The sequence below is a fragment of the Mycobacterium sp. NGS22 genome (genome assembly GCF_059813095.1).
Genome location: NZ_JCALDY010000001.1, coordinates 109,203 through 133,954, shown reverse-complemented (window position 1 = coordinate 133,954; position 24,752 = coordinate 109,203). Strand labels below are relative to the sequence as shown.

The 24,752-nt window shown below is 67.2% G+C and carries 24 protein-coding genes and 1 tRNA gene; 16 read left to right on the top strand and 9 right to left on the bottom strand.

All coding sequences use genetic code 11. The features are described from left to right. Nucleotides 1–17 precede the first annotated feature (17 nt). From AC5Y47_RS00615 to rdgB, 5 genes are all read left to right on the top strand, one after another. On the top strand, nt 18–680 hold the full coding sequence (locus tag AC5Y47_RS00615) for a rhomboid family intramembrane serine protease (protein WP_499941025.1): 663 nt from the start codon (nt 18–20) through the stop codon (nt 678–680). Beyond that, a complete protein-coding gene (gene murI, locus AC5Y47_RS00610) occupies nt 677–1,492 on the top strand; it encodes a glutamate racemase (RefSeq protein ID WP_499941023.1) in 816 nt (271 codons plus the stop codon). Before AC5Y47_RS00615 ends, murI begins: the two co-directional genes overlap by 4 nt. Before the next feature lie 70 nt (nt 1,493–1,562). After that, complete coding sequence (locus AC5Y47_RS00605) at nt 1,563–2,342, top strand: cyclic nucleotide-degrading phosphodiesterase (protein ID WP_499941021.1); 780 nt, start codon at nt 1,563–1,565, stop codon at nt 2,340–2,342. Nucleotides 2,343–2,372: 30 nt separating this feature from the next. Continuing rightward, the gene (rph, locus tag AC5Y47_RS00600; protein ID WP_499941020.1) at nt 2,373–3,152 is read left to right on the top strand and encodes a ribonuclease PH; all 780 of its coding nucleotides are present in this window, start codon (nt 2,373–2,375) and stop codon (nt 3,150–3,152) included. Further along, the gene (rdgB, locus tag AC5Y47_RS00595; RefSeq protein ID WP_499941393.1) at nt 3,149–3,754 is read left to right on the top strand and encodes an RdgB/HAM1 family non-canonical purine NTP pyrophosphatase; all 606 of its coding nucleotides are present in this window, start codon (nt 3,149–3,151) and stop codon (nt 3,752–3,754) included. The genes rph and rdgB overlap by 4 nt, the downstream gene beginning before the upstream one ends. 6 nt (nt 3,755–3,760) lie before the next feature. Here the strand turns inward: rdgB and AC5Y47_RS00590 are convergent, their stop codons facing one another. Together AC5Y47_RS00590 and AC5Y47_RS00585 are read right to left on the bottom strand one after the other, a co-directional pair. Beyond that, complete coding sequence (locus AC5Y47_RS00590) at nt 3,761–4,108, bottom strand: DUF3817 domain-containing protein (protein ID WP_499941018.1); 348 nt, start codon at nt 4,106–4,108, stop codon at nt 3,761–3,763. Next, complete coding sequence (locus AC5Y47_RS00585; protein WP_499941016.1) at nt 4,105–4,491, bottom strand: hypothetical protein; 387 nt, start codon at nt 4,489–4,491, stop codon at nt 4,105–4,107. The genes AC5Y47_RS00590 and AC5Y47_RS00585 overlap by 4 nt, the downstream gene beginning before the upstream one ends. A gap of 73 nt (nt 4,492–4,564) precedes the next feature. Here AC5Y47_RS00585 and AC5Y47_RS00580 point away from each other — a divergent pair. The 5 genes from AC5Y47_RS00580 (at nt 4,565) to AC5Y47_RS00560 (ending at nt 10,864) form a co-directional block, all read left to right on the top strand. Further along, nucleotides 4,565–4,648 (top strand) — tRNA-Leu (locus tag AC5Y47_RS00580). Nucleotides 4,649–4,687: 39 nt separating this feature from the next. Next, nucleotides 4,688–5,308 (top strand): TIGR03085 family metal-binding protein, encoded by a 621-nt coding sequence (locus AC5Y47_RS00575; protein ID WP_499941014.1) that lies wholly within the window; start codon nt 4,688–4,690, stop codon nt 5,306–5,308. Between the two features lie 129 nt (nt 5,309–5,437). Further along, nucleotides 5,438–8,002, top strand: coding sequence for an ABC transporter ATP-binding protein/permease (locus tag AC5Y47_RS00570; RefSeq protein WP_499941013.1), 2,565 nt, complete (start codon nt 5,438–5,440; stop codon nt 8,000–8,002). Then, the gene (locus AC5Y47_RS00565; protein WP_499941011.1) at nt 7,999–9,738 is read left to right on the top strand and encodes an ABC transporter ATP-binding protein; all 1,740 of its coding nucleotides are present in this window, start codon (nt 7,999–8,001) and stop codon (nt 9,736–9,738) included. The genes AC5Y47_RS00570 and AC5Y47_RS00565 overlap by 4 nt, the downstream gene beginning before the upstream one ends. Before the next feature lie 55 nt (nt 9,739–9,793). Continuing rightward, entirely contained in the window at nt 9,794–10,864 is a 1,071-nt protein-coding gene (locus tag AC5Y47_RS00560) for a phosphotransferase family protein (protein WP_499941391.1), read from the top strand. A gap of 116 nt (nt 10,865–10,980) precedes the next feature. Here the strand turns inward: AC5Y47_RS00560 and AC5Y47_RS00555 are convergent, their stop codons facing one another. Further along, entirely contained in the window at nt 10,981–11,796 is an 816-nt protein-coding gene (locus AC5Y47_RS00555; RefSeq protein ID WP_499941009.1) for a mycofactocin-coupled SDR family oxidoreductase, read from the bottom strand. Next, nucleotides 11,793–12,950, bottom strand: coding sequence for an acyl-CoA dehydrogenase family protein (locus AC5Y47_RS00550; RefSeq protein ID WP_499941007.1), 1,158 nt, complete (start codon nt 12,948–12,950; stop codon nt 11,793–11,795). The genes AC5Y47_RS00555 and AC5Y47_RS00550 overlap by 4 nt, the downstream gene beginning before the upstream one ends. A gap of 186 nt (nt 12,951–13,136) precedes the next feature. On the opposite strand from AC5Y47_RS00550, the gene fabG reads away from it, so the two are divergent. From fabG to AC5Y47_RS00520, 6 genes are all read left to right on the top strand, one after another. After that, nucleotides 13,137–13,886, top strand: a complete 750-nt coding sequence (gene fabG, locus AC5Y47_RS00545; protein ID WP_499941389.1) for a 3-oxoacyl-ACP reductase FabG — start codon at nt 13,137–13,139, stop codon at nt 13,884–13,886. Between the two features lie 86 nt (nt 13,887–13,972). Further along, the gene (locus AC5Y47_RS00540; protein WP_499941387.1) at nt 13,973–15,169 is read left to right on the top strand and encodes an acetyl-CoA C-acetyltransferase; all 1,197 of its coding nucleotides are present in this window, start codon (nt 13,973–13,975) and stop codon (nt 15,167–15,169) included. Further along, nucleotides 15,166–16,371: a CoA transferase gene (locus AC5Y47_RS00535; RefSeq protein WP_499941005.1), complete on the top strand. Its 1,206-nt coding sequence runs from the start codon at nt 15,166–15,168 to the stop codon at nt 16,369–16,371. Before AC5Y47_RS00540 ends, AC5Y47_RS00535 begins: the two co-directional genes overlap by 4 nt. After that, nucleotides 16,368–17,561: an acyl-CoA dehydrogenase family protein gene (locus AC5Y47_RS00530; protein ID WP_499941003.1), complete on the top strand. Its 1,194-nt coding sequence runs from the start codon at nt 16,368–16,370 to the stop codon at nt 17,559–17,561. Before AC5Y47_RS00535 ends, AC5Y47_RS00530 begins: the two co-directional genes overlap by 4 nt. A gap of 4 nt (nt 17,562–17,565) precedes the next feature. Then, nucleotides 17,566–18,255, top strand: coding sequence for a GntR family transcriptional regulator (locus AC5Y47_RS00525; protein ID WP_499941001.1), 690 nt, complete (start codon nt 17,566–17,568; stop codon nt 18,253–18,255). 78 nt (nt 18,256–18,333) lie between these two features. Beyond that, nucleotides 18,334–18,702: an Rv1352/Rv1906c domain-containing protein gene (locus tag AC5Y47_RS00520; RefSeq protein WP_499940999.1), complete on the top strand. Its 369-nt coding sequence runs from the start codon at nt 18,334–18,336 to the stop codon at nt 18,700–18,702. On the opposite strand, the gene AC5Y47_RS00515 is transcribed toward AC5Y47_RS00520, so the two are convergent. The 5 genes from AC5Y47_RS00515 to AC5Y47_RS00495 are packed head-to-tail and all read right to left on the bottom strand — an operon-like array spanning nt 18,699 to nt 24,728. Further along, nucleotides 18,699–20,213, bottom strand: a complete 1,515-nt coding sequence (locus tag AC5Y47_RS00515) for a class I adenylate-forming enzyme family protein (RefSeq protein ID WP_499940998.1) — start codon at nt 20,211–20,213, stop codon at nt 18,699–18,701. The genes AC5Y47_RS00520 and AC5Y47_RS00515 overlap by 4 nt on opposite strands. Continuing rightward, nucleotides 20,206–21,708, bottom strand: a complete 1,503-nt coding sequence (locus AC5Y47_RS00510; protein ID WP_499940996.1) for a class I adenylate-forming enzyme family protein — start codon at nt 21,706–21,708, stop codon at nt 20,206–20,208. Before AC5Y47_RS00510 ends, AC5Y47_RS00515 begins: the two co-directional genes overlap by 8 nt. Next, nucleotides 21,698–23,140: an AMP-binding protein gene (locus AC5Y47_RS00505; protein ID WP_499940994.1), complete on the bottom strand. Its 1,443-nt coding sequence runs from the start codon at nt 23,138–23,140 to the stop codon at nt 21,698–21,700. The genes AC5Y47_RS00510 and AC5Y47_RS00505 overlap by 11 nt, the downstream gene beginning before the upstream one ends. Continuing rightward, nucleotides 23,140–23,925, bottom strand: a complete 786-nt coding sequence (locus AC5Y47_RS00500; protein WP_499940993.1) for an enoyl-CoA hydratase/isomerase family protein — start codon at nt 23,923–23,925, stop codon at nt 23,140–23,142. Before AC5Y47_RS00500 ends, AC5Y47_RS00505 begins: the two co-directional genes overlap by 1 nt. Then, nucleotides 23,922–24,728: an enoyl-CoA hydratase/isomerase family protein gene (locus tag AC5Y47_RS00495; protein WP_499940991.1), complete on the bottom strand. Its 807-nt coding sequence runs from the start codon at nt 24,726–24,728 to the stop codon at nt 23,922–23,924. Before AC5Y47_RS00495 ends, AC5Y47_RS00500 begins: the two co-directional genes overlap by 4 nt. Between the last annotated feature and the right edge of the window lie 24 nt (nt 24,729–24,752).

Sequence of the window (24,752 nt, the reverse complement as noted above, 5' to 3'; positions counted from 1 at the left end):
GCTCCGGAAGGGCAGCCATGGGCTTGAGGTCACGCACACCTGCGACGCAGGAGAAAAAGCCCCGATGGGTGGTCGGGGGAGCCACAATCCTCACCTTCGTCGCGTTGCTCTGGCTCATCGAGCTCTGGGACAGCCTGAGCAATCATCGCCTCGACTCCAACGGCATCCGGCCGCTCGAGGCTGACGGGTTGCGAGGCATCCTCGTCGCGCCCCTACTCCATTCGAACTGGGATCACCTGATCGCCAACACCATTCCGGCGCTGGTGCTCGGTTTCCTGATGACGCTGGCGGGCCTGTCGCGGTTCATCTTCGCCACGGCCATCATCTGGATCCTCGGTGGCTTCGGCACGTGGCTGATCGGCAATGTGGGCGCGCACTGCCCGTATGTCGGTGTGCGGTGCGAGACCAACCACATCGGCGCGTCGGGCCTCATCTTCGGCTGGCTGGCGTTCCTGATCCTGTTCGGGTTCTTCACGCGCAAGGTGTGGGAGATCGTCGTCGGCATCATCGTGATGTTCATCTACGGCGGCGTCCTGCTCGGCGTGCTGCCCGGCACCCCCGGCGTCTCGTGGCAGGGACACCTGTGCGGCGCCATCGCCGGGGTGGTCGCGGCGTACCTGTTGTCGTCTCCGGAGCGCAGAGCCCGCGAGCGCAAGCGAACGCCGCACGTCAAGCCATGAGTTCACCGCTGTCACCCGTCGGGATCTTCGACTCCGGCGTGGGCGGACTGACCGTCGCCCGCGCGATCATCGACCAATTGCCCGACGAGGACATCGTCTACGTCGGTGACACCGGCAACGGTCCCTACGGGCCGCTGGCCATCCCCGAGATCCGCGCGCACGCGCTGGCCATCGGGGACGACTTGGTCAGCCGCGGCGTCAAGGTTCTGGTCATCGCCTGCAACTCCGCGTCGGCGGCATGCCTGCGCGACGCGCGGGAACGCTACGACGTGCCCGTCGTCGAAGTGATCCTTCCCGCGGTGCGGCGCGCGGTCGCCGCAACCCGCAACGGCCGCATCGGGGTGATCGGCACCCGGGCAACCATCGCGTCGCACGCCTATCAGGATGCGTTCGCCGCGGCCCGCGACACCGAGATCACCGCGGTGGCCTGCCCGCGGTTCGTCGACTTCGTCGAGCGCGGGGTCACCAGCGGACGTCAGGTACTCGGCCTTGCCGAGGGTTATCTGGAACCGCTGCAGCGCGCCGGGGTCGACACGCTAGTACTCGGGTGCACGCACTACCCGTTGCTGTCGGGACTGATCCAATTGGTGATGGGGGAGGACGTCACGCTGGTCTCCAGCGCCGAGGAGACCGCCAAACAGGTGCTTCGCGTGCTCACCGAAACCGACCTGCTGCACCCGCACGACGGGTCGTCCGCAACCCGGGTGTTCGAAGCCACCGGTGACCCGGAGTCCTTCACCAGACTGGCGGCGCGGTTTCTGGGTCCGGCTGTCACAGGTGTCGAGCCCGTCCGTCACACCCACGTCCATTAGCTGTGCAGGCGACTCCGACCTTTGAATGCGGCGATGTTTTCCCCATCGTGGTAGTGGGCATGGCACAGTGGTGTCCGTGCGATTAACCGTGCTCGGATGCTCCGGTAGCGTCGTGGGTCCGGATTCGCCCGCGTCGGGCTATCTACTTCGGGCTCCGGATACCCCACCGCTGGTCATCGACTTCGGCGGAGGTGTACTCGGCGCCCTGCAGCGCCACGCCGATCCCAGCTCAGTGCACGTGTTGTTGTCGCATCTGCATGCCGACCACTGCCTGGATCTGCCGGGCTTGTTCGTGTGGCGTCGCTACCATCCGACGTCACGTCCCGCCGGCAAAGCGCTGCTCTACGGGCCGAGCGACACCTGGTCGCGGCTGGGCGCGGCGTCCTCGCCGTACGGCGGCGAGATCGACGACTGCTCGGACATTTTCGATGTCCGCCACTGGGTCGACCGCGAATCGGTGACCATCGGCGCGCTCACGATCACACCTCGGCTGGTGGCGCACCCCACCGAGTCGTTCGGTCTGCGCTTCACCGATCCTTCCGGAGCATCGCTGGTGTACAGCGGTGACACCGGTGAATGCGACCAGCTCGTCGAACTGGCGCGCGGCGCCGACGTCTTCCTCTGCGAGGCGTCCTGGACGCACTCGCCCAAACACCCACCGGATCTGCATCTGTCCGGGACCGAGGCGGGCCGGGCGGCGGCGCGGGCCGGTGTCCGCGAGTTGCTGTTGACGGATATCCCGCCGTGGACGTCGCGCGAGGACGTGATCAGCGAAGCCAAGGCCGAGTTCGACGGGCCGGTGCATGCCGTGGTGCCCGGCGAGACGTTCGAAATCCGCCGGACCGGCTAGCGCGTCGACGCGACGGCTAGGGTGGGCGTCGTGTCCAAACGAGAAGACGGCCGCCTCGACGACGAGCTCCGCCCGGTTGTCATCACCAGGGGTTTCACCGAGAATCCTGCGGGCTCGGTGTTGATCGAATTCGGCCAGACCAAGGTCTTGTGCACGGCCAGCGTCACCGAGGGCGTGCCGCGGTGGCGCCGAGGATCCGGTCTGGGTTGGCTTACCGCCGAATACGCGATGCTGCCCTCGGCGACTCACACCCGCTCCGACCGCGAATCGGTCAAGGGACGGATCGGCGGCAGGACCCAGGAGATCAGTCGGCTGGTCGGTAGGTCACTGCGCGCGTGCATCGACCTGGCGGCGCTGGGCGAGAACACCATCGCCGTCGACTGCGACGTGTTGCAGGCCGACGGCGGCACCCGCACGGCGGCGATCACCGGCGCCTACGTGGCGTTGGCCGACGCGGTCACCTACCTGTCCGCGCACGGGAAGTTGTCCGACCCGAGGCCGCTGTCATGCGCGATCGCGGCGGTGAGCGTCGGGGTGGTCGACGGTCGGGTGCGCGTCGACCTGCCTTACGAAGAGGACTCACGGGCCGAAGTCGACATGAACGTGGTCGCCACCGACACTGGGACGTTGGTCGAGGTGCAAGGCACCGGCGAGGGTGCGACGTTCCCGCGCTCGACCCTGGACAAGCTGCTGGACATGGCGCTGGGCGCCTGCGACTCGCTGTTCGCCGCGCAGCGTGAGGCCCTGGCGCAGCCGTATCCCGGTGTGCTCCCCGAAGGGTCGTCGCAGCCGAAGGCGTTCGGAAGCTGAGCGGGTTGCTGGTCGCCAGCCGCAACCGCAAGAAGCTGGCCGAACTGCAACGGGTGCTGGACGGAGCCGGGCTGTCCGGGGTGACGCTGATGTCGCTGGACGACGTGCCGCCGTTCGACGAAGCACCCGAGACCGGTGCCACCTTCGAGGACAACGCGCTGGCCAAGGCCCGCGATGCGTTCGCCGCGACCGGCCTGCCCAGCGTCGCCGACGACTCCGGGTTGGAAGTCGCCGCGCTGAACGGGATGCCGGGGGTGCTGTCGGCGCGCTGGTCGGGCAAGCACGGCGACGACTCCGCCAACACCGCGTTGCTGCTGGCCCAGCTTCGTGACGTGCCCGACGGGCGGCGCGCAGCGGCCTTCGTCTCAGCCTGCGCGCTGGTCTCGGACGCCGACGAGGTGGTGGTGCGCGGGGAGTGGTCCGGGTCCATCGCCCGGGAGCCGCACGGCGACGGCGGGTTCGGCTACGACCCGGTGTTCGTCCCCGACGGTTCGGGCGGGCGCACCGCCGCGCAACTCAGTCCGGCTGAAAAGGACGCGGTATCGCACCGCGGCCGCGCGCTGGCTTTGCTGTTGCCCGCGTTGCGTAGGCTGCCGGGCTGAGCGCGCTCAGAGCGCGAACTGCGCTTTGATGTCGCGGGTCTGGCGTTGCTCGACGACGATCCCCAGGATCGGGATGGTGCCGGCGAGCAGCACGCCGACCGTCTTTCCGATCGGCCAACGGACCTTGATGGCGAGATTGAACGCCGCCAGCATGTAGACGAAGTACATCCAGCCGTGCACGACCTCGATCCAGCGGATCTCGCGATCGAACACCAGATGCGAGACGATCTCGCCGCACAGTGCGATCAGCCAGATGCCGGTGATCCACGCCATGATCCGGTACGCGGTCAGCGCGGTGCGGATCTTCTCGACGGGGAACACCGAGGTGCCGCGTTCTGTGTCGGGGTTGCTCATGCGGTTGTCCTGTTCTGTTTTTCGGCGTCGTTCTTGGCGAGTTCGGCCAGGTAGGCGTTGTATTCGCGCAACGCGGGATCGTCAGACGGTGGCGGTGGCGGCTTCGGGCGTTCGGGCAGCAGCCCGGGAGGTATCTCGTTAGCCGTGTGGCGCGGCTCCGGCGGCGTGTCCTCGTACCGGACGAAGTTGCGGTACGCATAGACCCAGAACCAGGCGAACAGCGGCCATTGCAGCGCGTAGCCGAGGTTCTGGTAGCCGCCCGACACCGACTGGAACCTGGTCCACTGCCACCAGCCCAGCGCCAGGCAGGCACAGGCCGCGAGGATCACCAGAGCGATCAGCGCGGGCCGGTGGCGGCGTCGTCGAGGAGCCTGGGTGGACACAACATGACGGTACCGCGCGGCGCCCCGCCGACGGCTCCGTCGGGTAGCCGGAGCGGTACCATCGGCAAGGCGCGCGGGCGTGATGAAATTGGCAGACATGCCGGCTTTAGGTGCCGGTGCTCGAGAGAGCGTGTGGGTTCGAGTCCCTCCGCCCGCACAGATCTTTGCTCCTGCATCGACTTCGAGGGAGGGCGATTTGTCCGTCGCACGACGTGAGCGTGCCGCTCTGGTGGAAACCATTCTCGCAGCCGGACCCGAAGCGCCCACCTTATGCGAAGGCTGGACCACCCGGGATCTGGCCGCGCACCTGGTGATTAGGGAGTACCGTCCGGACGCCGGACCCGGAATCCTGATTCCGTTCTTCGCCGGTCACACCGAACGACTGCAGAACAAGGTCGCTGCGGAGACCGACTGGGAAGACCTGGTGGACAAGGTCGCTTCCGGTCCGCCGCCCTACTCGCCGTTCAAGTTGCTCGATCCGGTGGCCAACGTCGGTGAGATGTTCATCCACCACGAGGACGTGCGCCGCGCCCGGCCGGGCTGGGAGCCCCGCGAACTCGATCCCGAGCTGGCGGCCAGGTTGCGGCGCAACCTGTCGCTGATGGGCCGGTTGACGTTGGCGAAGGTTCCCGGACGGGTCGCGCTGCGCACCACGGACGGCAAGACGGTGCTGATCGCCGGACGCGGGCCAGCGGTGACGGTGACCGGGCCGCCCGAGGAGTTGCTGCTGTTCGCGGTCGGCCGGGAAGCGCGGGTGGACTTCGACGGTGACGAGGCGGCGATCCGCGCCGTTCGCGAGGCGCCCAAGAGCCTGTAGCCGCCACCAGTTTGACCGGCGGTAAGGTAACCCTTAGTTTGTGGGGGTAACTTACTAGCTCGGAGCGTGGCATCAGATGAAAACCGTGTCCCGGGTGGTGAGTGAAACCGCCGCGGGAGAGGACCGTTGATGGCACGCGGATTTTCCGGCGTGATGATGAAGGGCTTCGGCGCGCGCGACCACATCGCGACCGTGCTCGAAACCTTCGAGATCGCACCGCATTTCGTGCGGATCCGGATGGAGTCACCGACGTTGTTCGGTGAGGTCGAGCCGGAGCCGGCCGCGTGGCTGCGGTTCTGGTTCCCCGACCCGAAGGGCTCCAAGACCGAATTCCAGCGCGGCTACACCCTTTCCGAAGCCGACGCGTCCACCGGCAGGTTCGCCGTCGACGTGGTGTTGCACGAGCCTGCCGGACCCGCCTCCACGTGGGCCCGAAGCGTGCAACCCGGGACGACGATCGCGGTCATGGCACTGATGGGCTCCTCGCGCTACGACAGCCCCGACGAACAACCGGCCGGCTATCTGCTGATCGGCGACTCGGCGTCGATCCCGGGCATGAACGGGATCATCGGAACCGTCCCGGACGACGTGCCGATCGAGATGTACCTCGAGCAACACGACGAGAACGACCCCTTGATCCCCATCACGCGGCATCCCCGGCTGCAGGTGCATTGGGTCGCGCGCCACGACGACAGATCACTGGCGAACGCGATCGAAAGCCGGGACTGGTCGAACTGGTACTGCTGGGCCACGCCAGAAGCCAACGCGCTCAAGAACGTTCGCAAACGGCTGCGCGACGAGTTCGGCTTCCCCAAGTCCGAGGTCCATGCGCAGGCATATTGGAGTGCCGGCAAGGAGATGGGCACCCGCCGCGGCGACGAGCCGGACACCGCCGCCGCGGACGATTCGGCTGAAGTGGTTGTGGCGCAACCGGAATCGGTGGCCCGGGGGAGTTGGCGAGCCCAGGCCGCCGGTCAGCTGCTGGCACCGCTGCGTCCGGCGCTGATCGCCTCGGGGGCGTTGCAGGCCATCGTCACGCTGGTGCAGCTGGCGCCGTTCGTCCTGCTCGTCGAATTGGCGCGGCTCCTGGTCGCCGGCGCCGACGAGTCCCGGCTGTGGAACCTCGGCCTGTGGGCGGTTTCGCTATTGGGGTTGGGCACCGTGCTGGGGGCAGGGCTGACCCTGTGGCTCCACGTCGTCGACGCGCGGTTCGCCAGCGACCTGCGATCGCGGTTGTTGGGCAAGCTGTCCCGACTGCCGCTGGGCTGGTTCACCGCACGCGGGTCGGGGTCGATCAAGCAACTGGTGCAGGACGACACACTGTCGCTGCACTACCTGGTCACCCATGCCATTCCGGACGCGGTGAACGCGGTGGTGGCACCGGTGGCGGTGCTGCTCTACCTGTTCGTCGTCGACTGGCGGGTGGCGTTGGTGCTGTTCGGTCCGGTCCTGGTCTACCTGGTGACATCTTCGATGCTGATGATTCAATCCGGGCCGCGGATCGCGCAGTCGCAGCGGTGGGCGGAGAAGATGAGTACCGAAGCCGGCGCCTATCTGGAAGGACAGCCGGTGATCCGCGTTTTCGGCGGTGCCGCCGCGTCGAGCTTCCGACGGAGCCTGGACGAGTACATCGAGTTCCTGGTCGCCTGGCAACGTCCGCTGGCCGGCAAGAAGACCATGATGGACCTGGCCACCCGTCCGTCGACGTTCCTGTGGCTGATCGTGACCGTCGGCACCCTGCTCGTCGTCACCCACCGGATGGATGCGGTCGACTTGTTGCCGTTCCTGTTGTTGGGCACCACATTCGGAGCCCGGCTGCTGGGCATCGCCTATGGCGTCGGTGGCATCCGTGCCGGGACGTTGGCCGCCCGCCGCCTGCAGACCGCCCTTGCCGAGCCAGAACTGACCGTCACCGCGGCCGCACCCCACCCGGCCGAGGCTTCGGTGGTGTTCGACCATGTCAGCTTCGGCTACCGACCCGGCGTCCCGGTGATCCGTGACGTGTCACTGGAATTGCGGCCCGGTACCGTCACCGCACTGGTCGGCCCGTCGGGATCCGGAAAGTCCACGCTCGCAGCGTTGTTGGCGAGGTTTCACGATGTCGAGGAAGGCGCGATCCGGGTGGGTGGCAGCGACATCCGGTCGCTGAGTGCCGACGAGCTCTACGCCCGGGTCGGATTCGTGCTCCAGGAAACACAACTCGTGCACGGCACCGTCGCCGAGAACATCGCGCTGGCCGTCCCGGAAGCCGACCTCGAGCAGATCCAGACCGCGGCGCGCGACGCGCAGATCCACGACCGGATCCTGCGGCTGCCCAACGGCTACGACACCGTGCTGGGCGCAAGCACCGCGTTGTCGGGTGGCGAGCGGCAACGGCTGACCATCGCCCGCGCGATCCTCGCCGACACGCCGGTGCTCATCCTGGACGAGGCCACCGCCTACGCCGACCCCGAGTCGGAATACCTTGTGCAGCAAGCCCTCAACCGACTGACCCGAGACCGCACCGTGCTGGTGATCGCACACCGGCTGCACACCATCACCGGGGCGGATCAGATCGTCGTGCTCGACCACGGCCGCATCACCGAACGCGGTACCCACGACGAACTGCTGGCCGCCGACGGCCGCTACCGCCGGCTCTGGGAAATGGGTCGGCCCCGGGCGACGGTGGGCGCGGGGCAGGAGGTCACCGGATGATCCGCACCTGGCTTCGTCTCGTCCCGGCCGATCGTCGCGGCAAGGTGGCTGCTTATGCGGCAATGACTTTCGTCTCCGTCGTGCTACGTGCGGTGGGTGCGGTGCTGCTCGTCCCGTTGGTGGCGGCCTTGTTCGGCGACACACCCCAACGCGCGCTGGTGTGGCTGGGCTGGTTGACCGCCGCGACCGTGATCGGCTGGGTCATCGACACCACCACCGCGCGGATCGGATTCGACCTGGGGTTCGCCGTTCTCGACCACACCCAGCACGACGTGGCCGACCGGTTACCGGACATCCGGCTGAACTGGTTCTCCGCCGAAAACACCGCGACGGCAAGGCAAGCCATCGCTTCGACCGGACCCGAACTCGTCGGTCTGGTGGTCAACCTGCTGACGCCGCTGATCAGCGCCATCCTGCTGCCCGCGGCCATCGCGTTGGTGTTGCTGCCGATCTCCTGGCAGCTCGGTGTCGCCGCGCTGGCCGGGGTGCCGCTGTTGCTGGGGGCGCTGTGGGCTTCGGTGCGCCTGTCGCGCAAAGCCGATGCGGCCGCCGGTGCGGCCAACAGCAGGCTGACCGAGCGCATCATCGAATTCGCCCGCACCCAGCAGGCGCTGCGTGCTGCGCGACGCGTCGAACCGGCCCGCAGCCTGGTCGGCAATGCCCTCAGCGCCCAGCACAGCGCGACGATGCGGCTGCTGGGCATGCAGATCCCCGGCCAGTTGCTGTTCAGCATCGCCAGCCAGTTGGCGTTGATCCTGCTCGCCGGCGTCACCACGGCCCTGACCGTGGGCGGCACGTTGGGTGTGCCCGAAGCCATCGCGCTGATCGTGGTGATAGCCCGCTACCTCGAGCCGTTCACCACCGTCAGCGAACTGGCGCCGGCGTTGGAGAGCACCCGAGCCACTCTCGACAACATCCGCTCGGTGCTGACCGCGCCCGCTGTGGACGTCGGGACGGCCCGGTTGCGCCCGACAGGCTCGGCGCCGCGCATCGTCTTCGACGACGTCACCTTCAGCTACGACGGCGGAACTCATCCGGCACTGGACGGGGTGAGTTTCTCGCTGGAGCCGGGAACCGCGACGGCGATCGTCGGGCCGTCGGGCTCCGGCAAGAGCACCGTCCTGGCGCTGATCGCCGGCCTGCATCAACCCACCCGAGGGCGGGTCCTGATCGACGACCTGGACGCGGCCACCCTGGACGCCGACGCCCGGCGCAACGCCAGCAGCGTCGTCTTCCAGCATCCCTACCTTTTCCACGGAACGATCCGCGAGAACGTGCTGGCCGGCGCCCCGGATGCGGACGAGGACCGGTTCACCCGCGCCGTCGGTCTGGCCCGGGTCGACGAGCTCACCGGCCGGCTGCCAGACGGCGCCCAGACGGTGGTGGGCGAAGCCGGCTCGGCACTCTCGGGCGGCGAACGTCAGCGGGTCAGCATCGCGCGTGCGCTGCTCAAGGGTGCCCCCATCCTGCTGGTCGACGAGGCGACCAGCGCACTGGACAACGAGAACGAGGTCGCGATCGTCGACGCGCTCACCGCCGACCCGCAGGCGCACACCCGGGTGATCGTGGCCCACCGGCTGGCCAGCATCCGGCACGCCGACCGGGTCCTGTTCGTCGAGAACGGTCGGGTGATCGAAGACGGCGCGGTCGACGACCTGCTGGCCGCCGGCGGCCGGTTCAGCGAGTTCTGGCGCCAGCAGCACGAAGCCGCGGAATGGCGGATCCTGGCCGAGTAGGACAGGCACACCGAAAGTCCTGCGGTATGGCTTACAGTCGAGTGCTGTGAGCGTCTTGATGTCGATCCCGAGGTACCCCGCCGACGTGACCGCCGAATGGCTCTCGGCGGTGCTCAGCCAAAGTGGCGCGCCCGTCGAGGTGACCGCAACCGACGTGACTCCGATCGGCACCGGGCAGACCGGCGCCACCTACCGCGTGACGGCCACCTACGGCGGCGATCCGGGCGGTTTGCCGCCCACGTTCGTGATCAAGCTGCCGGCCCAGGACGACGCCGTGCGGGATCGCGTCGTCATCGGGTATCGCAGCGAATGCGCGTTTTATGCTTCGGCCGCCCACCGCGTGCAGGTACCGACGCCGCGCTGCTTCTACTCCCAAATCAGCGACGACGCAATGAATTACGCGCTGCTGCTGGCCGACCAGGCGCCGGCGGTGCAGGGTGATCAGCTGCTGGGCTGCGGGGAGCAGGAGGCGCGACTGGCGGTGGTCGCACTGGCCGGACTGCACGGACCCAGCTGGTGCGATCGGTTCTGGTTGGACTTTCCCGGTGTCGCGTTCGGCCGTCCCGACGAAGCCGGCGCCCAGGGCATGGGCGAGGTGGCCAAGATGAGCGCCGACATCACCCTGGAGAAGCTCGGCGATCGGCTGAGCGCCGAAGACCGCGACACTTTCGCTGCCACAATGGGTTTGGTCGCACCGTGGCTGATGGCCGAGCACGACCGGTTCGCGCTGCTGCACGGCGACTACCGGCTGGACAACATGTTGTTCGATCCCGACCACACCCGCATCAGCGTCGTTGACTGGCAAACGCTGGGGGTGGGTTTGCCGGCGCGCGATCTCGCCTATTTCACTGCGACCAGCCTGAACTCGCAACTGCGGGGGACCGTCGAGGAAGACCTGGTGACCGAGTACCACCGGGCGCTGCTGAGTTACGGTGTCCGCGACTACGACCGCGAAACATGTTGGCGCGACTACCGGCTCGGCGTGTTGCAGGCGCCGCTGATCTCGGCGCTGGGGTTCGCCTTCGCCACCTCCACCGAACGGGGTGACGACATGGTGCTGACCATGCTGTCGCGAGGCTGTCAGGCGATTCGCGACCTGGGCACCCTGGAACTGATCTCGGGCTAGGGCGTCTCCTGCGCTGAGGGCGCTTTGCTCCCGTTCGCTGCTTAGTGCGTTGATTCTGCGCTCAGGGCGCAACCTACTCGCACTTTGTCGCCCTAGGCGCAGAGTCAACGCGCTAATCAGTACTTCGTCGACCCCTGATCCACCGGGATCTCCGCTGCTGTGACGTAACGGGATTCGTCACTGGCCAGCCAGCAGACCGTGTCGGCGATGTCTTCCGGTTCGGCCGCCCAGGTCGGCAGGAACGGCGTGATCATGTTCGCCAGTTGAGGATTGGTCTCGATGGCCTTGCCCATGGCCTCGATCATCTGCCCGCTGCCCATCGGAGAATTGACCGGTCCGGGATGCACGCTGTTGACCCGGATCGAGTGCTTGCCCAGTTCGGCCGCGAACGCGCGGGCCATGCCGGTGACGGCGTGCTTGCTGGCGGTGTAGTGCACCATGAACGGCTGCAGTTTCGCTCCGGCGGCCGAACTGATCAGGATGATCGAGCCGCCACGGCCGCCGTCGATGATGTGGTGCGCTCCGGCCATCACGGTGTTCCAGGTGCCGGTCACGTTGATGTCCAACACGTCCCGGAATGACTCGGGGGAGATGTCGTTCCAGGCCTGCGGAGCCGAGATCCCGGCATTGGCCACGATGATGTCCAGGCGCCCCAATTCCGCGACGCCGGCCTCGACGATCCGGCGCAAACCGTCATGGTCGCGGGTGTCGGCCACCGTGGCGATGATGCGACGGCCCGTCTCTTCGACCAGGCGAACCGTTTCGGCCAAGTCGTCCGGGGTCGCCGAATCGTAAGGGACACAATCGGGAAGCTGCCCCGCGATATCGACGGCGATGATGTCGGCGCCTTCCCGGGCCATTCGCACCGCGTGCGCGCGGCCCTGGCCACGCGCAGCTCCGGTGATGAACGCGACCCTGTTCTGCAGCCTCATCGTTGCGCCGCCTTCACCAGGTTGGAGCCGATGATCAGTTGCTGGATCTCGCTGGTGCCCTCGTACAGTCGCAGCAGCCGGACATCGCGGTAGATGCGCTCGACCGGGACCCCGCGCATATAGCCGCTGCCGCCGTGCACCTGGACCGCGAGATCGGCGACCTTGCCGGCCATTTCGGTACAGAACAGCTTCGCCGCCGACGGCGCGATCCGGCGGTCTTGGTCGTCGACCCAGGCCCGCGCGGTGTCGCGGACCAGCGCGCGCCCGGCCAGCACCCCGGTCTGCATGTCGGCCAGCATCGCCTGCACCAGCTGGAAGTTGCCGATCGGGGTGCCGCCCTGGGTCGCGGTGGCGGCGTAGGCCACCGACTCGTCCAGGGCGCGCTGCGCCGCGCCGACTGCGAGCGCGGCGATGTGCACCCGGCCGCGCGCCAGCGAGGTCATCGCCGCGCGGTAGCCGATGTCTTCGCTGCCGCCGACCAGGGCGCTGTCGTCGACGCGCACCTCGGTGAAGCTGACGTCTGCGGTCCAAGCACCCTCCTGACCCATCTTGGCGTCCTTGGCGCCCACCTCGACGCCGGGCGCATCGGCCGGCACCAGGAACACCGCAATCCCGGGACCTTTCTCGTCGGCCGGGCGGGTGCGTGCGAAGACCACGAACAGATCGGCGACCGGTGCGTTGGTGATGAAGCGCTTCTGCCCGTCGATCACCCAATCTTGGCCGTCGCGAACGGCTTTGGTCTTCAATCCGGCCGGATTGGATCCCGCGCCGGGTTCGGTCAGGGCGAAGGAGGCGACGACGTCGCCGGAGGCGATCGACTCGAGCCAACGCGACTTCTGCTCGTCGGTGCCGAACCCGACGAGAACCTGTCCGGCGATGCCGTTGTTGGTGCCGAACATCGACCGCAGCGCCAACGAGGTGTAGCCCAACTCCATTGCCAGCTCGACGTCTTGGCTCAGGTTCAGGCCGAGGCCGCCCCATTCCTGGGGGATCGCGTAGCCGAACAGGCCCATCTTCTTGGCGTCGTCGCGCAGTTCGTCGGGCACCCGGTCCTCATCGAGGATCTCCTGCTCACGCGGGACGACCGCGGTGCGGATGAAGTGGCGGGTCTGCGCCAGCATCTCCCGGAAGTCCTCGTCAGAGACCTCGCTCATCGCTACTGCTCCTTCGGCTCAGTTGTTGGGCGCGAACAGACGTAAAAGCCCCTCATTTCCCCCGGAAATGGGGGCTTTTACGTCTGTTCGCGGGTGGGGTGGCGGGTTGATAGGGTAGGCCAAGATCATATATGAAATACGATATTTGAGTTGACGGTGCTCGCTCGGGCGCCCCGAACAGAAGGCGTGATACAGGTGTCGTTGTTGGACGGTCAGACCGCGGTGGTCACGGGTGCTGCGCAAGGTCTTGGTTACGCGATTGCGGAGCGATTCATTGCCGAAGGTGCGCGGGTGGTGCTCGGCGACGTGAACCTCGAGGCGACCGAGGTCGCGGCGAAACAACTGGGCGGTGAGGACGTCGCCGTCGCGGTGCGCTGCGACGTCACCCGATCCGAAGAGGTCTCCAACCTCATCCAGACCGCCATCGAGCGGTTCGGTGGTTTCGACATCATGGTCAACAACGCCGGAATCACCCGCGACGCGACCATGCGCAAGATGACCGAGGAGCAGTTCGACCAGGTCATCAACGTGCACCTGAAGGGGACGTGGAACGGTACCCGGCTGGCCGCGGCCGTCATGCGGGAGAACAAGCGGGGCGCCATCATCAACATGTCGTCGGTCTCCGGCAAGGTCGGAATGGTCGGCCAGACGAATTACTCGGCAGCCAAGGCGGGGATCGTCGGCATGACCAAGGCGGCCGCCAAAGAGCTTGCGTACCTGGGTGTCCGGGTGAACGCCATCGCTCCGGGGCTGATCCGGTCGGCCATGACCGAGGCCATGCCGCAACGGATCTGGGATTCGAAAGTGGCTGAAGTTCCGATGGGGCGCGCCGGCGAACCCAGCGAGGTGGCCAGCGTCGCCCTGTTCCTGGCATCCGACCTGTCCTCCTACATGACCGGCACGGTCATGGAGATCACGGGCGGCCGGCACCTGTGACGGAGAGCGCCGCGAGCAGACGCAAAAGCCCCCAATTCGGGACGAATTGGGGTGCTTTTGCGTCTGCTCGGCAGCACGAGGCGGTCATCTGCGAACCGGTACGGACGCCGATCGGCCGGTACGGCGGCATGTTCAAGTCGCTCAGCGCCGTCGACCTCGGCGTCGCAGCGCTGCGCGGCCTGCTGGACCGCACGGGGATCGCCCCGGACGCGGTGCAGGACGTCATCCTCGGGCACTGTTATCCCAGCAGCGAGGCGCCCGCGATCGGGCGGGTGGTGGCGCTGGACTCCGGTCTGCCGGTGACCGTTCCGGGTATGCAGGTCGACCGCCGCTGCGGGTCGGGTCTGCAGGCCGTGATCCAGGCGTGCCTGCAGGTGAGCTCCGGCGACAACGATCTCGTCGTCGCGGGCGGCTGCGAGAGCATGAGCAACGTCACCTTCTACTCCACCGACATGCGTTGGGGCGGAGGCCGTTCCGGTGTCCGGGTGCACGACGCGCTGGCCCGTGGTCGCAGCACCGCAGGCGGCCGTCACTACCCGGTGCCGGGCGGGATGCTGGAGACCGCTGAGAACCTGCGCCGGCAGTACGGGATCTCCCGGCAGGAGCAGGACGAGCTCGCGGTGCGGTCGCACCAGCGGGCGGTGGCCGCGCAGCAGGACGGCGTGCTCAAAGACGAAATCGTTCCGGTCACCGTGGCGACGCGGCAGGGCGAGCAGGTGATCGACACCGACGAGCATCCCCGCGCCGATACCACGGTGGAGTCCCTGAGCAAACTCAAACCTGTTCTGCTGAAGGATGATCCGGAGTCGACGGTGACGGCGGGCAACGCCAGTGGGCAGAATGACGCCGCGTCGATGTGCGTGGTGACCACCGCGGAGAAGGCGAACGAACTCGGGTTGAGGCCGTTGGTGCGGCTGGTGTCGTGGGGCCAAGCGGGGGTGGCGCCCAACATCATGGGAATCGGCCCGGTGCCGGCGACGGAGGTGGCGCTGGCCAAAGCAGGCCTGCGGCTGAGCGACATCGACCTGATCGAACTCAACGAGGCCTTCGCCGCCCAAGCGCTTGCGGTGATGCGAGAGTGGAATTTCGGTGCCGCCGACCACGATCGGACCAATGTGCTCGGTTCGGGGATCTCCCTGGGACACCCGGTGGGAGCGACGGGTGGCCGGATGCTGGCCAGCCTGGCCCGCGAGTTGGACCGGCGCCAGGCGCGTTACGGCTTGGAGACGATGTGCATCGGTGGCGGGCAGGGGCTGGCCGCGGTCTTCGAGCGGGTCACGTGACCACGCTGCCGCTGGCCGGCGTCCGCGTCGTCGAGGTGTCCAGCTTCGTCGCCGCACCGCTGTGCGGATTGACGTTGAGCCAGCTTGGCGCACAGGTTATCCGTGTCGATCCGATCGGTGGCGCCTCCGATGTGCAGCGTTGGCCGCTGACCGAGGGTGGCACGTCGATCTACTGGACGGGACTGAACAAGGGAAAGCGTTCGGCCACAGTGGATTTCCGGGCGCCCGAGGGGCAGGAGTTGGTTCAGCGCCTGATCGTGGAGGGCGACGGCATCGTCGTCACCAACTCGGCTGGCCTGTCCTGGCTGAGCCATGAGGCGTTGGCGGCCAAGCGTTCCGACGTCATCCATGTCCAGTTGCTCGGGCGCGGTGACGGATCCACCGGCGTGGACTACACGGTCAACGCGGCCATCGGATTTCCGCTGGTCACCGGTCCGGCCGACCACGCCGCGCCGATCAACCATGTGCTGCCGGCCTGGGACGTCAGCTGTGGCCTGTACGCCGCGCTGGCCGTCGTCTCCGCCGTGCATCGTCGCGACCAATCCGGGGCAGGTGCCCGGGTCAGTCTGGCCCTGGAGGATGTCGCGTTGGCCACCGCCGGAAACCTCGGGTTACTGACCGAACCCCAGGTGCTCGGGACGCAGCGACCACGGGTCGGCAATGCCGTCTATGGCCAGTACGGGCAGGATTTCGTCAGCCGGGACGGCGCCCGGTTCATGGTCGTGTTGTTGACGCGCAGGCACTTTCGTGACCTGGTCGACGTGACCGGTACCGGTGCGGCGGTCACGGCGCTGGCCGAAGCGCTGGGTGTGGACTTCGGTACCGAGGGCGACCGCTACCGCTACCGCGACGTGTTGTCCGGTCTGTTCGGCACCTGGTTCGCCGATCACACCGCCGACGAGATCGGTGCGGCGTTGTCGGGCACCACGGTGCTGTTCGAACGGTACCGCACCTTCGCCGAGGTGGCCCGCGACCCGAAAGTGACTGCGAATCCGCTGTTTTCCCGACTGCACCAACCGGGCGTCGGAGACTATCTGGCCCCGGCCATGCCGACCGCGTTCGACGGGGTGCATCCGACCAGCGCGGCGGCGCCGGTGCTGGGGGCCGATACCGCCGACGTGCTCGCCGAGTACCTGGGACTGACGGACGACGACATCGCGCGTCTGGCGACCGCGAAGACGATAGGGACGAACAGCGCATGACCAGACTCGCCCAGACTCTCGGCCTCACCGAGATCCAGACCGAAATCGTCGCCACGGTACGGCAATTCGTCGACAAGGAGATCATTCCGACCGCGCCCGAACTGGAACGCAGCGACACCTACCCGCAGGCCATCGTCGACGGCCTGCGCGAGATGGGGTTGTTCGGCCTGATGATCCCGGAGGAGTACGGCGGGCTGGGGGAGTCGCTGCTCACCTACGCGCTGTGCGTCGAGGAACTCGCGCGCGGCTGGATGAGCGTGTCCGGGGTGCTCAACACCCACTTCATCGTCGCGTACATGCTGCGTCAGCACGGAACCGAGGAGCAGAAGCAACGGTTCCTGCCGCGGATGGCCACCGGCGAGACCCGCGGCGCGTTCTCCATGTCCGAACCCGAGTTGGGCTCCGACGTGGCCGCGATCCGCACCCGCGCGACCCGCAACGACGACGGCACCTACACCATCGACGGACAGAAGATGTGGCTGACCAACGGGGGCAGCTCCACGCTGGTCGCGGTGCTGGTGCGCACCGACGAGGGAGCGGACAAACCACATCGCAACCTGACCGCTTTCCTGGTCGAAAAGCCCACCGGCTTCGGCGAAGTGGTGCCCGGCCTGATCATTCCCGGCAAGATCGACAAGCTCGGCTACAAAGGCATCGACACCACCGAACTCATCTTCGACGGCTACGGGGCGAGCGCCGGCGACATCCTCGGCGGCAAGCCGGGCCAGGGCTTCTTGCAGATGATGGACGGCATCGAAGTCGGCCGGGTCAACGTGTCCGCGCGCGCCTGCGGTGTCGGCATCCGGGCCTTCGAACTGGCGGTGCGCTACGCCCAGCAGCGGCAGACCTTCGGCAAGCCGATCGCCGAGCACCAGGCGATCGCGTTCCAGCTCGCCGAGATGGCCACCAAAGTCGAAGCCGCGCACCTGATGATGGTCAACGCAGCGCGACTGAAGGACTCCGGCGAACGCAACGACGTCGCGGCCGGAATGGCGAAATACCTTGCCAGCGAGTTCTGTTCGGAGGTCACCCAACAGAGCTTCCGGATCCACGGCGGCTACGGCTACTCCAAGGAGTACGAGATCGAGCGGCTGATGCGCGACTCACCGTTCCTGCTGATCGGCGAGGGCACCAGCGAGATCCAGAAGCAGATCATCAGCAAGCGCCTACTCGACGAGTATCGGATGTGAGGCGATGACGGTTCCGGATTTCGGTTCGCGGCCACAGCTTTCCGAGGACGTCGCGGCCTTTGTCCGAAAGAGGATATTCGAGGGCACTTACGCGGCCGGCCAGTATGTGCGGCTGGATCAACTGGCCGCGGAGTTGGGGGTCAGCGTCACGCCGGTGCGGGAGGCGTTGTTCGCGCTGCGCGCCGAAGGTCTGGTCGCTCAACAGCCCCGGCGCGGCTTCGTGGTGCTGCCGCTGACACGGCGGGACCTGGCCGACGTCGCCAATGTGCAGGCCCATGTGGGCGGTCAATTGGCAGCGCGGGCCGCGCTGCATATCAGCGATCAGCAGCTCAGTGATCTCAAGGACATTCAGGCTCACCTGGAGAAGGCGTACGCCGCCGCCGATGACGAACAGACCATCCGGCTCAACCACGAATTCCATCGGGCGATCAACATCGCCGCGGATTCACCGAAGTTGGCGCAGATGATGTCGCAGATCACCCGCTATGCGCCCGAGTCGGTGTTCCCGATGATCGAGCACTGGCCCGAGCGGGCCGTCAAGGACCACCGCCGGGTGCTGGCGGCGCTCGACGCGCACGACGAGGAGTCTGCGCGCGTAGCGATGTCCGATCACCTTGCGGCGAGCGCGGTTCCGCTGATCGAGCACCTGATCGAGCGTGGTGTGGTCGTGCAGGCATCGCACGCATCGGATTGAGGCGCCGCTTCCCGGCGGATACGAACAACGGCGAGATTCCGAAAGTGCCATTCCTGGTCGCGGGTCTAGACTGCCGCTATGCGTATCACGCGAGCGTCCCGCGCCGTCGCCTTGATAGTGACCGGCGTGTCGGCGATTGCGCTGTCCCCACCGGCCGCGGCCGATCCGATGGACCCGATCCCGGGCAACGGAGTCTTCGTCGTCGGACCTGACATTGCGCCGGGCCTCTACCGCACGGCGGGGTCGGCCTCGGTCATCGGCGTGTGGATCAACAATGTGCCGACCCAGGATTCGATGTGCGCATGGTTCACCTACAGCACACCCGACGCCAACAAAGAGCATGTCCTGCAGACGAATATCTCCGTCGGTCCGATGTTCGCGAACATCAACACGTCGGTGAAGGCATTCGAGTCGCAGAACTGCCAACCCTGGGAGCGCGTCCCCTAGGAAGCCTCCTGCGCCAACATCTTTCGTAAGGCCCGGACGTCCACTTTGCCGGTACCGCCGCGGGGCAGCCCATCGTCGGACTCCAGCAGCATCCACACCGTCGGCACTTTGAAGGCGCTCAGCAGTCCGCGGACGGCGCCGCGCAGCTGGTCCACGGTCAGTGTGCGGCAGACCACCGCCGCGCCCACCTGTTCGCCGGTCACCCCGGGAACGTTGGTGACGTAAGCACTTTCGACACCCTCGATCATGCGCAGCGCCCGCTCCACCTCGCTGGGATAGACCGTGGCCCCGCTGACCTTGAACATGTCGTCACCGCGGCCGTGGTAGAACAGGAACCCTTCGGGGTCGAGGCGCCCGAGGTCACCGGTGGGGTAGAAGCCGTCGGCGGTGAACACCTCTTCCCTGCTGCGGCGACAGATGCCGCGCAACGTGTGCGGTCCGCGGATCTGGATCATGCCGACTGTGTCCGCCGGCAGCGCTGCGCCGGTGTCCGGATCGGCGATGCGAACCTCCATGCCGGGAAACGGTTTTCCGCAACTGCCCCATGCCGTCTTGGGCATATCGGTGTCAGCCGGGAAGCCGCAGTACGGCCCGAACGCTTCGGTCATGCCAAACAGGGACGCGCGTGCGCCCGGTTGCGCGCGTTGCTCGGGCGGCAGCAGCGCATCCAGGCTGCCCGGTCGCAGCGCGGACAGGTCGACGTCGGCGCGGCTGGAGTGACGGGCCAGTGCCTGCGCCTGGTCGGGCCAGCCGCGAAACAGCGTGACCCGTTCACGTTCCAGTAACCGCAGGGTGGTTTCGGGCTGCGGCGCGGCTTCGGTCACCAGCGTCGCGTCCGCCACTAGCGCCGACAGAATCCCACTGCCGAACCCACCCACCCAGAAGAACGGCATCGGCAGGTACAACCGGGTCTCGGCGCTGATACAGCGGGCCGCGAGCCCCGACCGCACCGCACCGAGCGCGCTGCCATGCGAGTGAATGACTCCCTTGGGTGCCCCGCTGCTTCCCGAGGTGAAGATGATCACCAGCGGGTCGGCCGGGGTGACCGTGGCGCCCATCGCCTCGATGCGTCCGTCATGCGTGGCCGCCCCGGATAGCTGGTCTGCTGACCAGATACGTTGCAGCGCAGGCAACTCGAACTGTGAGACGGCTGCGACATCGTCGATATAGCGATGCCCGCGAAACTCGGTCACGCTCACCAGCACCTGCACCGCGGCCATGCGCAGCTGCGCGATCAGTTCAGCGCGCTGTAGCAGGGTGCTCAACGGAACCAACACCGCGCCGATGCGGGTGACGGCAACCGCGATCTGTACCCAACGCACGCTGTTGGGCATGATCAGGCCCACCCGGGTGCCCTTGCCGACCCCGGCTTCGATCAGGGTGTTCGCCAATTCACTTGTGGTCGAGTCGAGTTCGCTGTAACTGACCCTCTCTGAGGGGTCGATCACCGCAGGCTTGGCGCCCCGGCGGACGGCGTGCAGGCGGACCAGCCCGTCGATGGTGTCAGCCATCGAACAACTTCTTCAGCTGCTGCATGTCGACCTTGCCGCTGGACAGCAGCGGCACCTGGTCAGCTGACACGGCTACGAACCGTTTGGGAATCTTGTACGACGACAGTTCGGACTCCAGTCGCGTGCGCAGCGCCGCTTCGTCGAAATCGTCGGCACCGTCGGGCATCACGACCGCGGCCGCCACCACCTGACCGCGGCGGACGTCCGGCAAACCCACGACATGGGCCGCCAGGCCGATCCTGCGGAAGGCTCTTTCCACTTCCGCGGCAGACACATTCGCGCCGGCGGTCTTGATCATCCCGGTTAGCCGCCCCACGAAGTACAGGTAACCGTCGTCGTCGGCGCGCACCAGATCTCCGGTGTGGAACCAGCCGTCGCGGTCGAAGCATTCCTCGCGACTGCGCTTGTGATATCCCTGCATCACGTACGGTCCGCGGATGCACAGTTCCCCGACACCGTCGACCGGGCCGGCGATCCTGGTTTCGAAGCCGGGCGCCGGGCGGCCGTAGGAGCCGCGGCGGGCCTCGGGTTGCTCGGATTCGTCTTCGCTGATCAGCAGCACGCTGCCGGCTTCGGTCATCCCCAGCATGTTGTGCCGCAGTTCTGAGTCGGCGGGTCGGACCTCGGGCGCCATGATCGGATACAGGTTGCCCCGCCGCAACGACGACAGGTCACGGTGCGGGTAACTGGGATGCTGCGTCAGATGCATGATTCCGGTGACGAATCCGTTTGTGACGGTGGGCTTCTCGGACTCGAGCAGGTCCAGCGTCACGGCCGCGTCGGTGGCATTGGAGCACACCAGCGTGGACCCGGCCACCAACGTGGCCAGCAACCCGAACGCCAACCCACCTATCCAGAAGAACGGCGAGTTGCAGAACAGTTTGTCCGACCGCTCCAACCTGCGGATCTCGTTGAGGTTGCGCTGGTGTCCCAGCAACGCGGAGTGGGTGTGCACCACACCCTTGGCTGTGCTGGTGGAACCGGACGTGTAGACGATGGCCAGCACGTCGGAGCCCTCGACGTCGTCTTCCAGTGCGGTCAGCAGCGCGGGTTCGACGTTGTCGTCGGGCAGGCTATCCCAGTCGAACACGACGTGGCGCAACTGCGGCGCGGCCGCGGTCGCGCCGGTGAGCCTGTGTGCGTAGTCGTGGGAACGAAAAGAACGTGTACTCAACAGGATTGCGGTGTCGCTGGCAACCAGCTGCTCGAGCAACTCCGGCGCGGTGGCGAAAGTCGAGAAGGGCACGACCACCGCGCCGATTCGCGCGGCGGCCAGCATCGCGACGACGAACTCGGTGCCATTCGGATACAGCAGTCCGACATGGGTTCCCTTCCCGGCACCCAGGCCGATCAGCCCGCGCGCCAGGCCAGCCGAGCGAGCGTCGGCTTCGGCGTAACTGATCCGGTCGTCGTCGCACACCAGCAGCGGATGCTGTGCTCGCGCGCCGGCCTGTTCCCGCAATAGCGCAGGGACGGTGCGGCAGTCACCGGGCATGTTCGGCACTGAAGAAGGAGCGAACCGCGCCCAGATCGGCCTTACCGGACGGTGTGCGCGGTATCGCCTCGACGATCACGATCCGGGTGGGAATCTCGTAGCCCGCCAGCTGAGTTCGCAGATGGTCCACCAGTTGGTCGACGGTCACCGCTTCGCGCAACTCGACCATGGCCACCGGCGTCTCCCCGAGACGTTCCTCGACATGCCCGACCACGACGGCGCCCTCGACCGCCGGGTGCGCCTCCAGGGCGGTACGCACGTCGTCGGGCATGATCTTGAATCCGCCGCGGATGATCGCCTGGTCGGCGCGACCGAGGATCCAGACGAAGCCGTCGTCGTCGATGCGCGCCAGGTCGTTGGTCTGCATCCAGTCGGCCGCGGGCCCCAGCTGGGCTGGTTTGACCTCGAGCCGGCCGACTTGATCGGGTCCGAGCGGCGCGCCACCGTCGCCGGTCACCCGCAGTTGCGCACCGGGATTGGCCCGCCCGACGCTGCCCCGTTTGGCGGCCCAGAAGCGTTGGTGGTCGGCCAGCGTCCACCCCGCCACCCCGCCGCCGAATTCGGTTGCAGCATAAGAAGTCAGCACGGGGATGCCGAACTTCACGGTGAATGCGTCGGCATCGTCGGCCGATAACGGCGCGGTGCCGCAGGTGACGGCGCGGATGCCGTCGAGGTCGGTTCGCGTCAGATCCGAGTGCAGCACCGTGCGCAGCGCAGCGGGCACCAGCGACACCGCGCGGGGGCGGTGTCTGCGGACCGCGTCGGACCAGGTGTTCAACTCGAATCGTTCCAGCAGCACAAAGGGTCTCGCCTCGGCGACGCATTGCAGCACCCGGAACACCCCGCCGATGTGCACCAGCGGCGAGTTCACGATCGCCACCCCGCGCCGCAGCTCGGTGGGCGCGGGCGCCTGCCGGTACCCCGAACCCATCACACTGTGCGCCAGCATGTCGTAGCTGAGGTCGATGCGCTTAGGCGGCCCGGTGGTGCCACTGGTCAGCATCACCACCGCGACGTCGGCGCCGGCTTCATCGACGGCGGACCCGGATGGTTGCGCGCCGTCGTCGAGCGTGCCCGAGATCGCCACCGTGGCCGTCTCGGGCGCGACGAACGTCGCCAGGTCCTCGGGTTCACCGATCACCAACGGCAGTCGCAGCCCGGCGATGTCGGCCCTGGTGCGCTCGTCGCCGCGTGACGGGTTGATGGTGACGACGGTTCCCCCGCCCAGCAGTGCCCCGAGGAACGCCGACACGTGCCCCGGCCGATTGCGCAGCAGCATACCGACTTTGGAGTGGTGCGCGGCCAGCGGAGCGGTGCGTCGCGCGGCGTCGGCGATCTGTGCCCACGAGAACCATTGGCCGGCGTACTCGACGGCGTGCGCCCCCGGCTGCAGATCCAGTACGTCACCGATGCGCCGACTCAGAGCATGCATTACCGGACCTTGGGTTCCCCGGGCCTGGACGACTTCGGTTGTGCGGCAAGCTCGGCGGTGCCCAGCGGATTGCCCAGCCGGGTGTAGATGAGTCCCTGCTCCATCGCGGCCCGGTACGGTTTGTCCAGGGACTCCCAGATCGCCTTCACCGTACCCTGGGTCGCCGACGGCGGTTTGGCCGCTATCGTGGCCGCAATTTCGTGGGCGCGGTCCCACAGCCGTTCCGGGGCAACCACTTCCGACACCAGTCCGATGCGCAGCGCGGTGTCGGCACTGACCCGTTCGTCGTTGCCCATCAACGCGATCCGCAATGTCTCACCCAACCCGATGCGACGCATCAGTCCGATCGGCTCCAGCGCACAGACCAACCCGGCCGAGACGTGCGAGTCGAAGAACGTCGCGTCCGCCGCGCAGATCACCACGTCGGCCTCGTTCAGGAAGTAGTAGGCACCGGCGGTGCACATGCCCTGCACCGCACAGACCACCGGCTTCCACATCTTCTGCCATTTGGGGCTCAACAGTTCGCCGGGATCTTCGTGGTTCCAGACATTGTCGGGCTGGCCGTAGGGACTCTTGATGTCCAACCCGGCGCTGAACGCCCGCGTGCCGGCGGCGCGCAACACCACCGCGTGCACCGAGTCGTCGACTTTGACCCGGCGCCAGGCCTCGGCCATCTCCGCGCACATCGTCCGGTTGAACGCGTTGAGTTGTTGCGGCCGGTTCAGGGTGATGGTCGCGACGTGGTCGGTGGCGTCCACGTCGAGCAGGATCGTTTCGAAGGTCATCGACATTGCCAATCCGGCTTACGCTTCTCCACGAACGCCCGCGGCCCTTCCTGCGCATCCTCGGTGCGCAGCACCCGCTCGCGGAATGTCTCGGCGAGGATCTCGGCCTCGTGCAGCGGCACGTTGAGCCCCTTCAGAATGGCCAACCGGGTTCCCCGGACCGCAAGCGGCGCATTGGAATTCACGATGTCGGCGATCTCGCGGGCCCGGTCCAGAAGGTGGTCGTGCTCGACGACCTCGCTGACCAATCCGAGTTCGTAGGCGCGCTGGGCACTCATCCTTTCGTGCTTGCCCATCAACGCCATTCGCAGCGCGATCGATCGGGGCAGCACCCGCGACACCCGCACCATCTCCCGGCCGGCCACCAGCCCGATGCTCACATGCGGGTCGAAGAACGTCGCCCGGTCCGAAGCGATCACGATGTCGGACGTGGTGACCCAGTCCATGCCCGCACCGCAACACAGACCGTTGACAGCGGTCACCACCGGCTTGGCCATGGTGCGAAACGGTGGGGTGCCCTCCTGCGGTGCCTCCCACTGGTCATAGGTCGACAGGTAGGGCCGTTCGTAGATCACCTTGCCGTCTTCGGGAATGGCCTTGACGTCGGCTCCCGTGCAGAAGGCCCGTCCGGTGCCGGTGACGACGGTCAGCCACACCTTGTCGTCGTTCTCGGCCTCGTCGTAGGCGGCCCGCAGCTCGGTGATCATGTGCGGGCTGAGCGCATTGAGAGCCTCTGGGCGGTTCAGCGTGATGGTGGCGGTATGCCCGTCGACGTCGTAGCCGATGGTGTCGAATGCGGGCATCGAAGTTCCTTTGTCTCGGTGGAT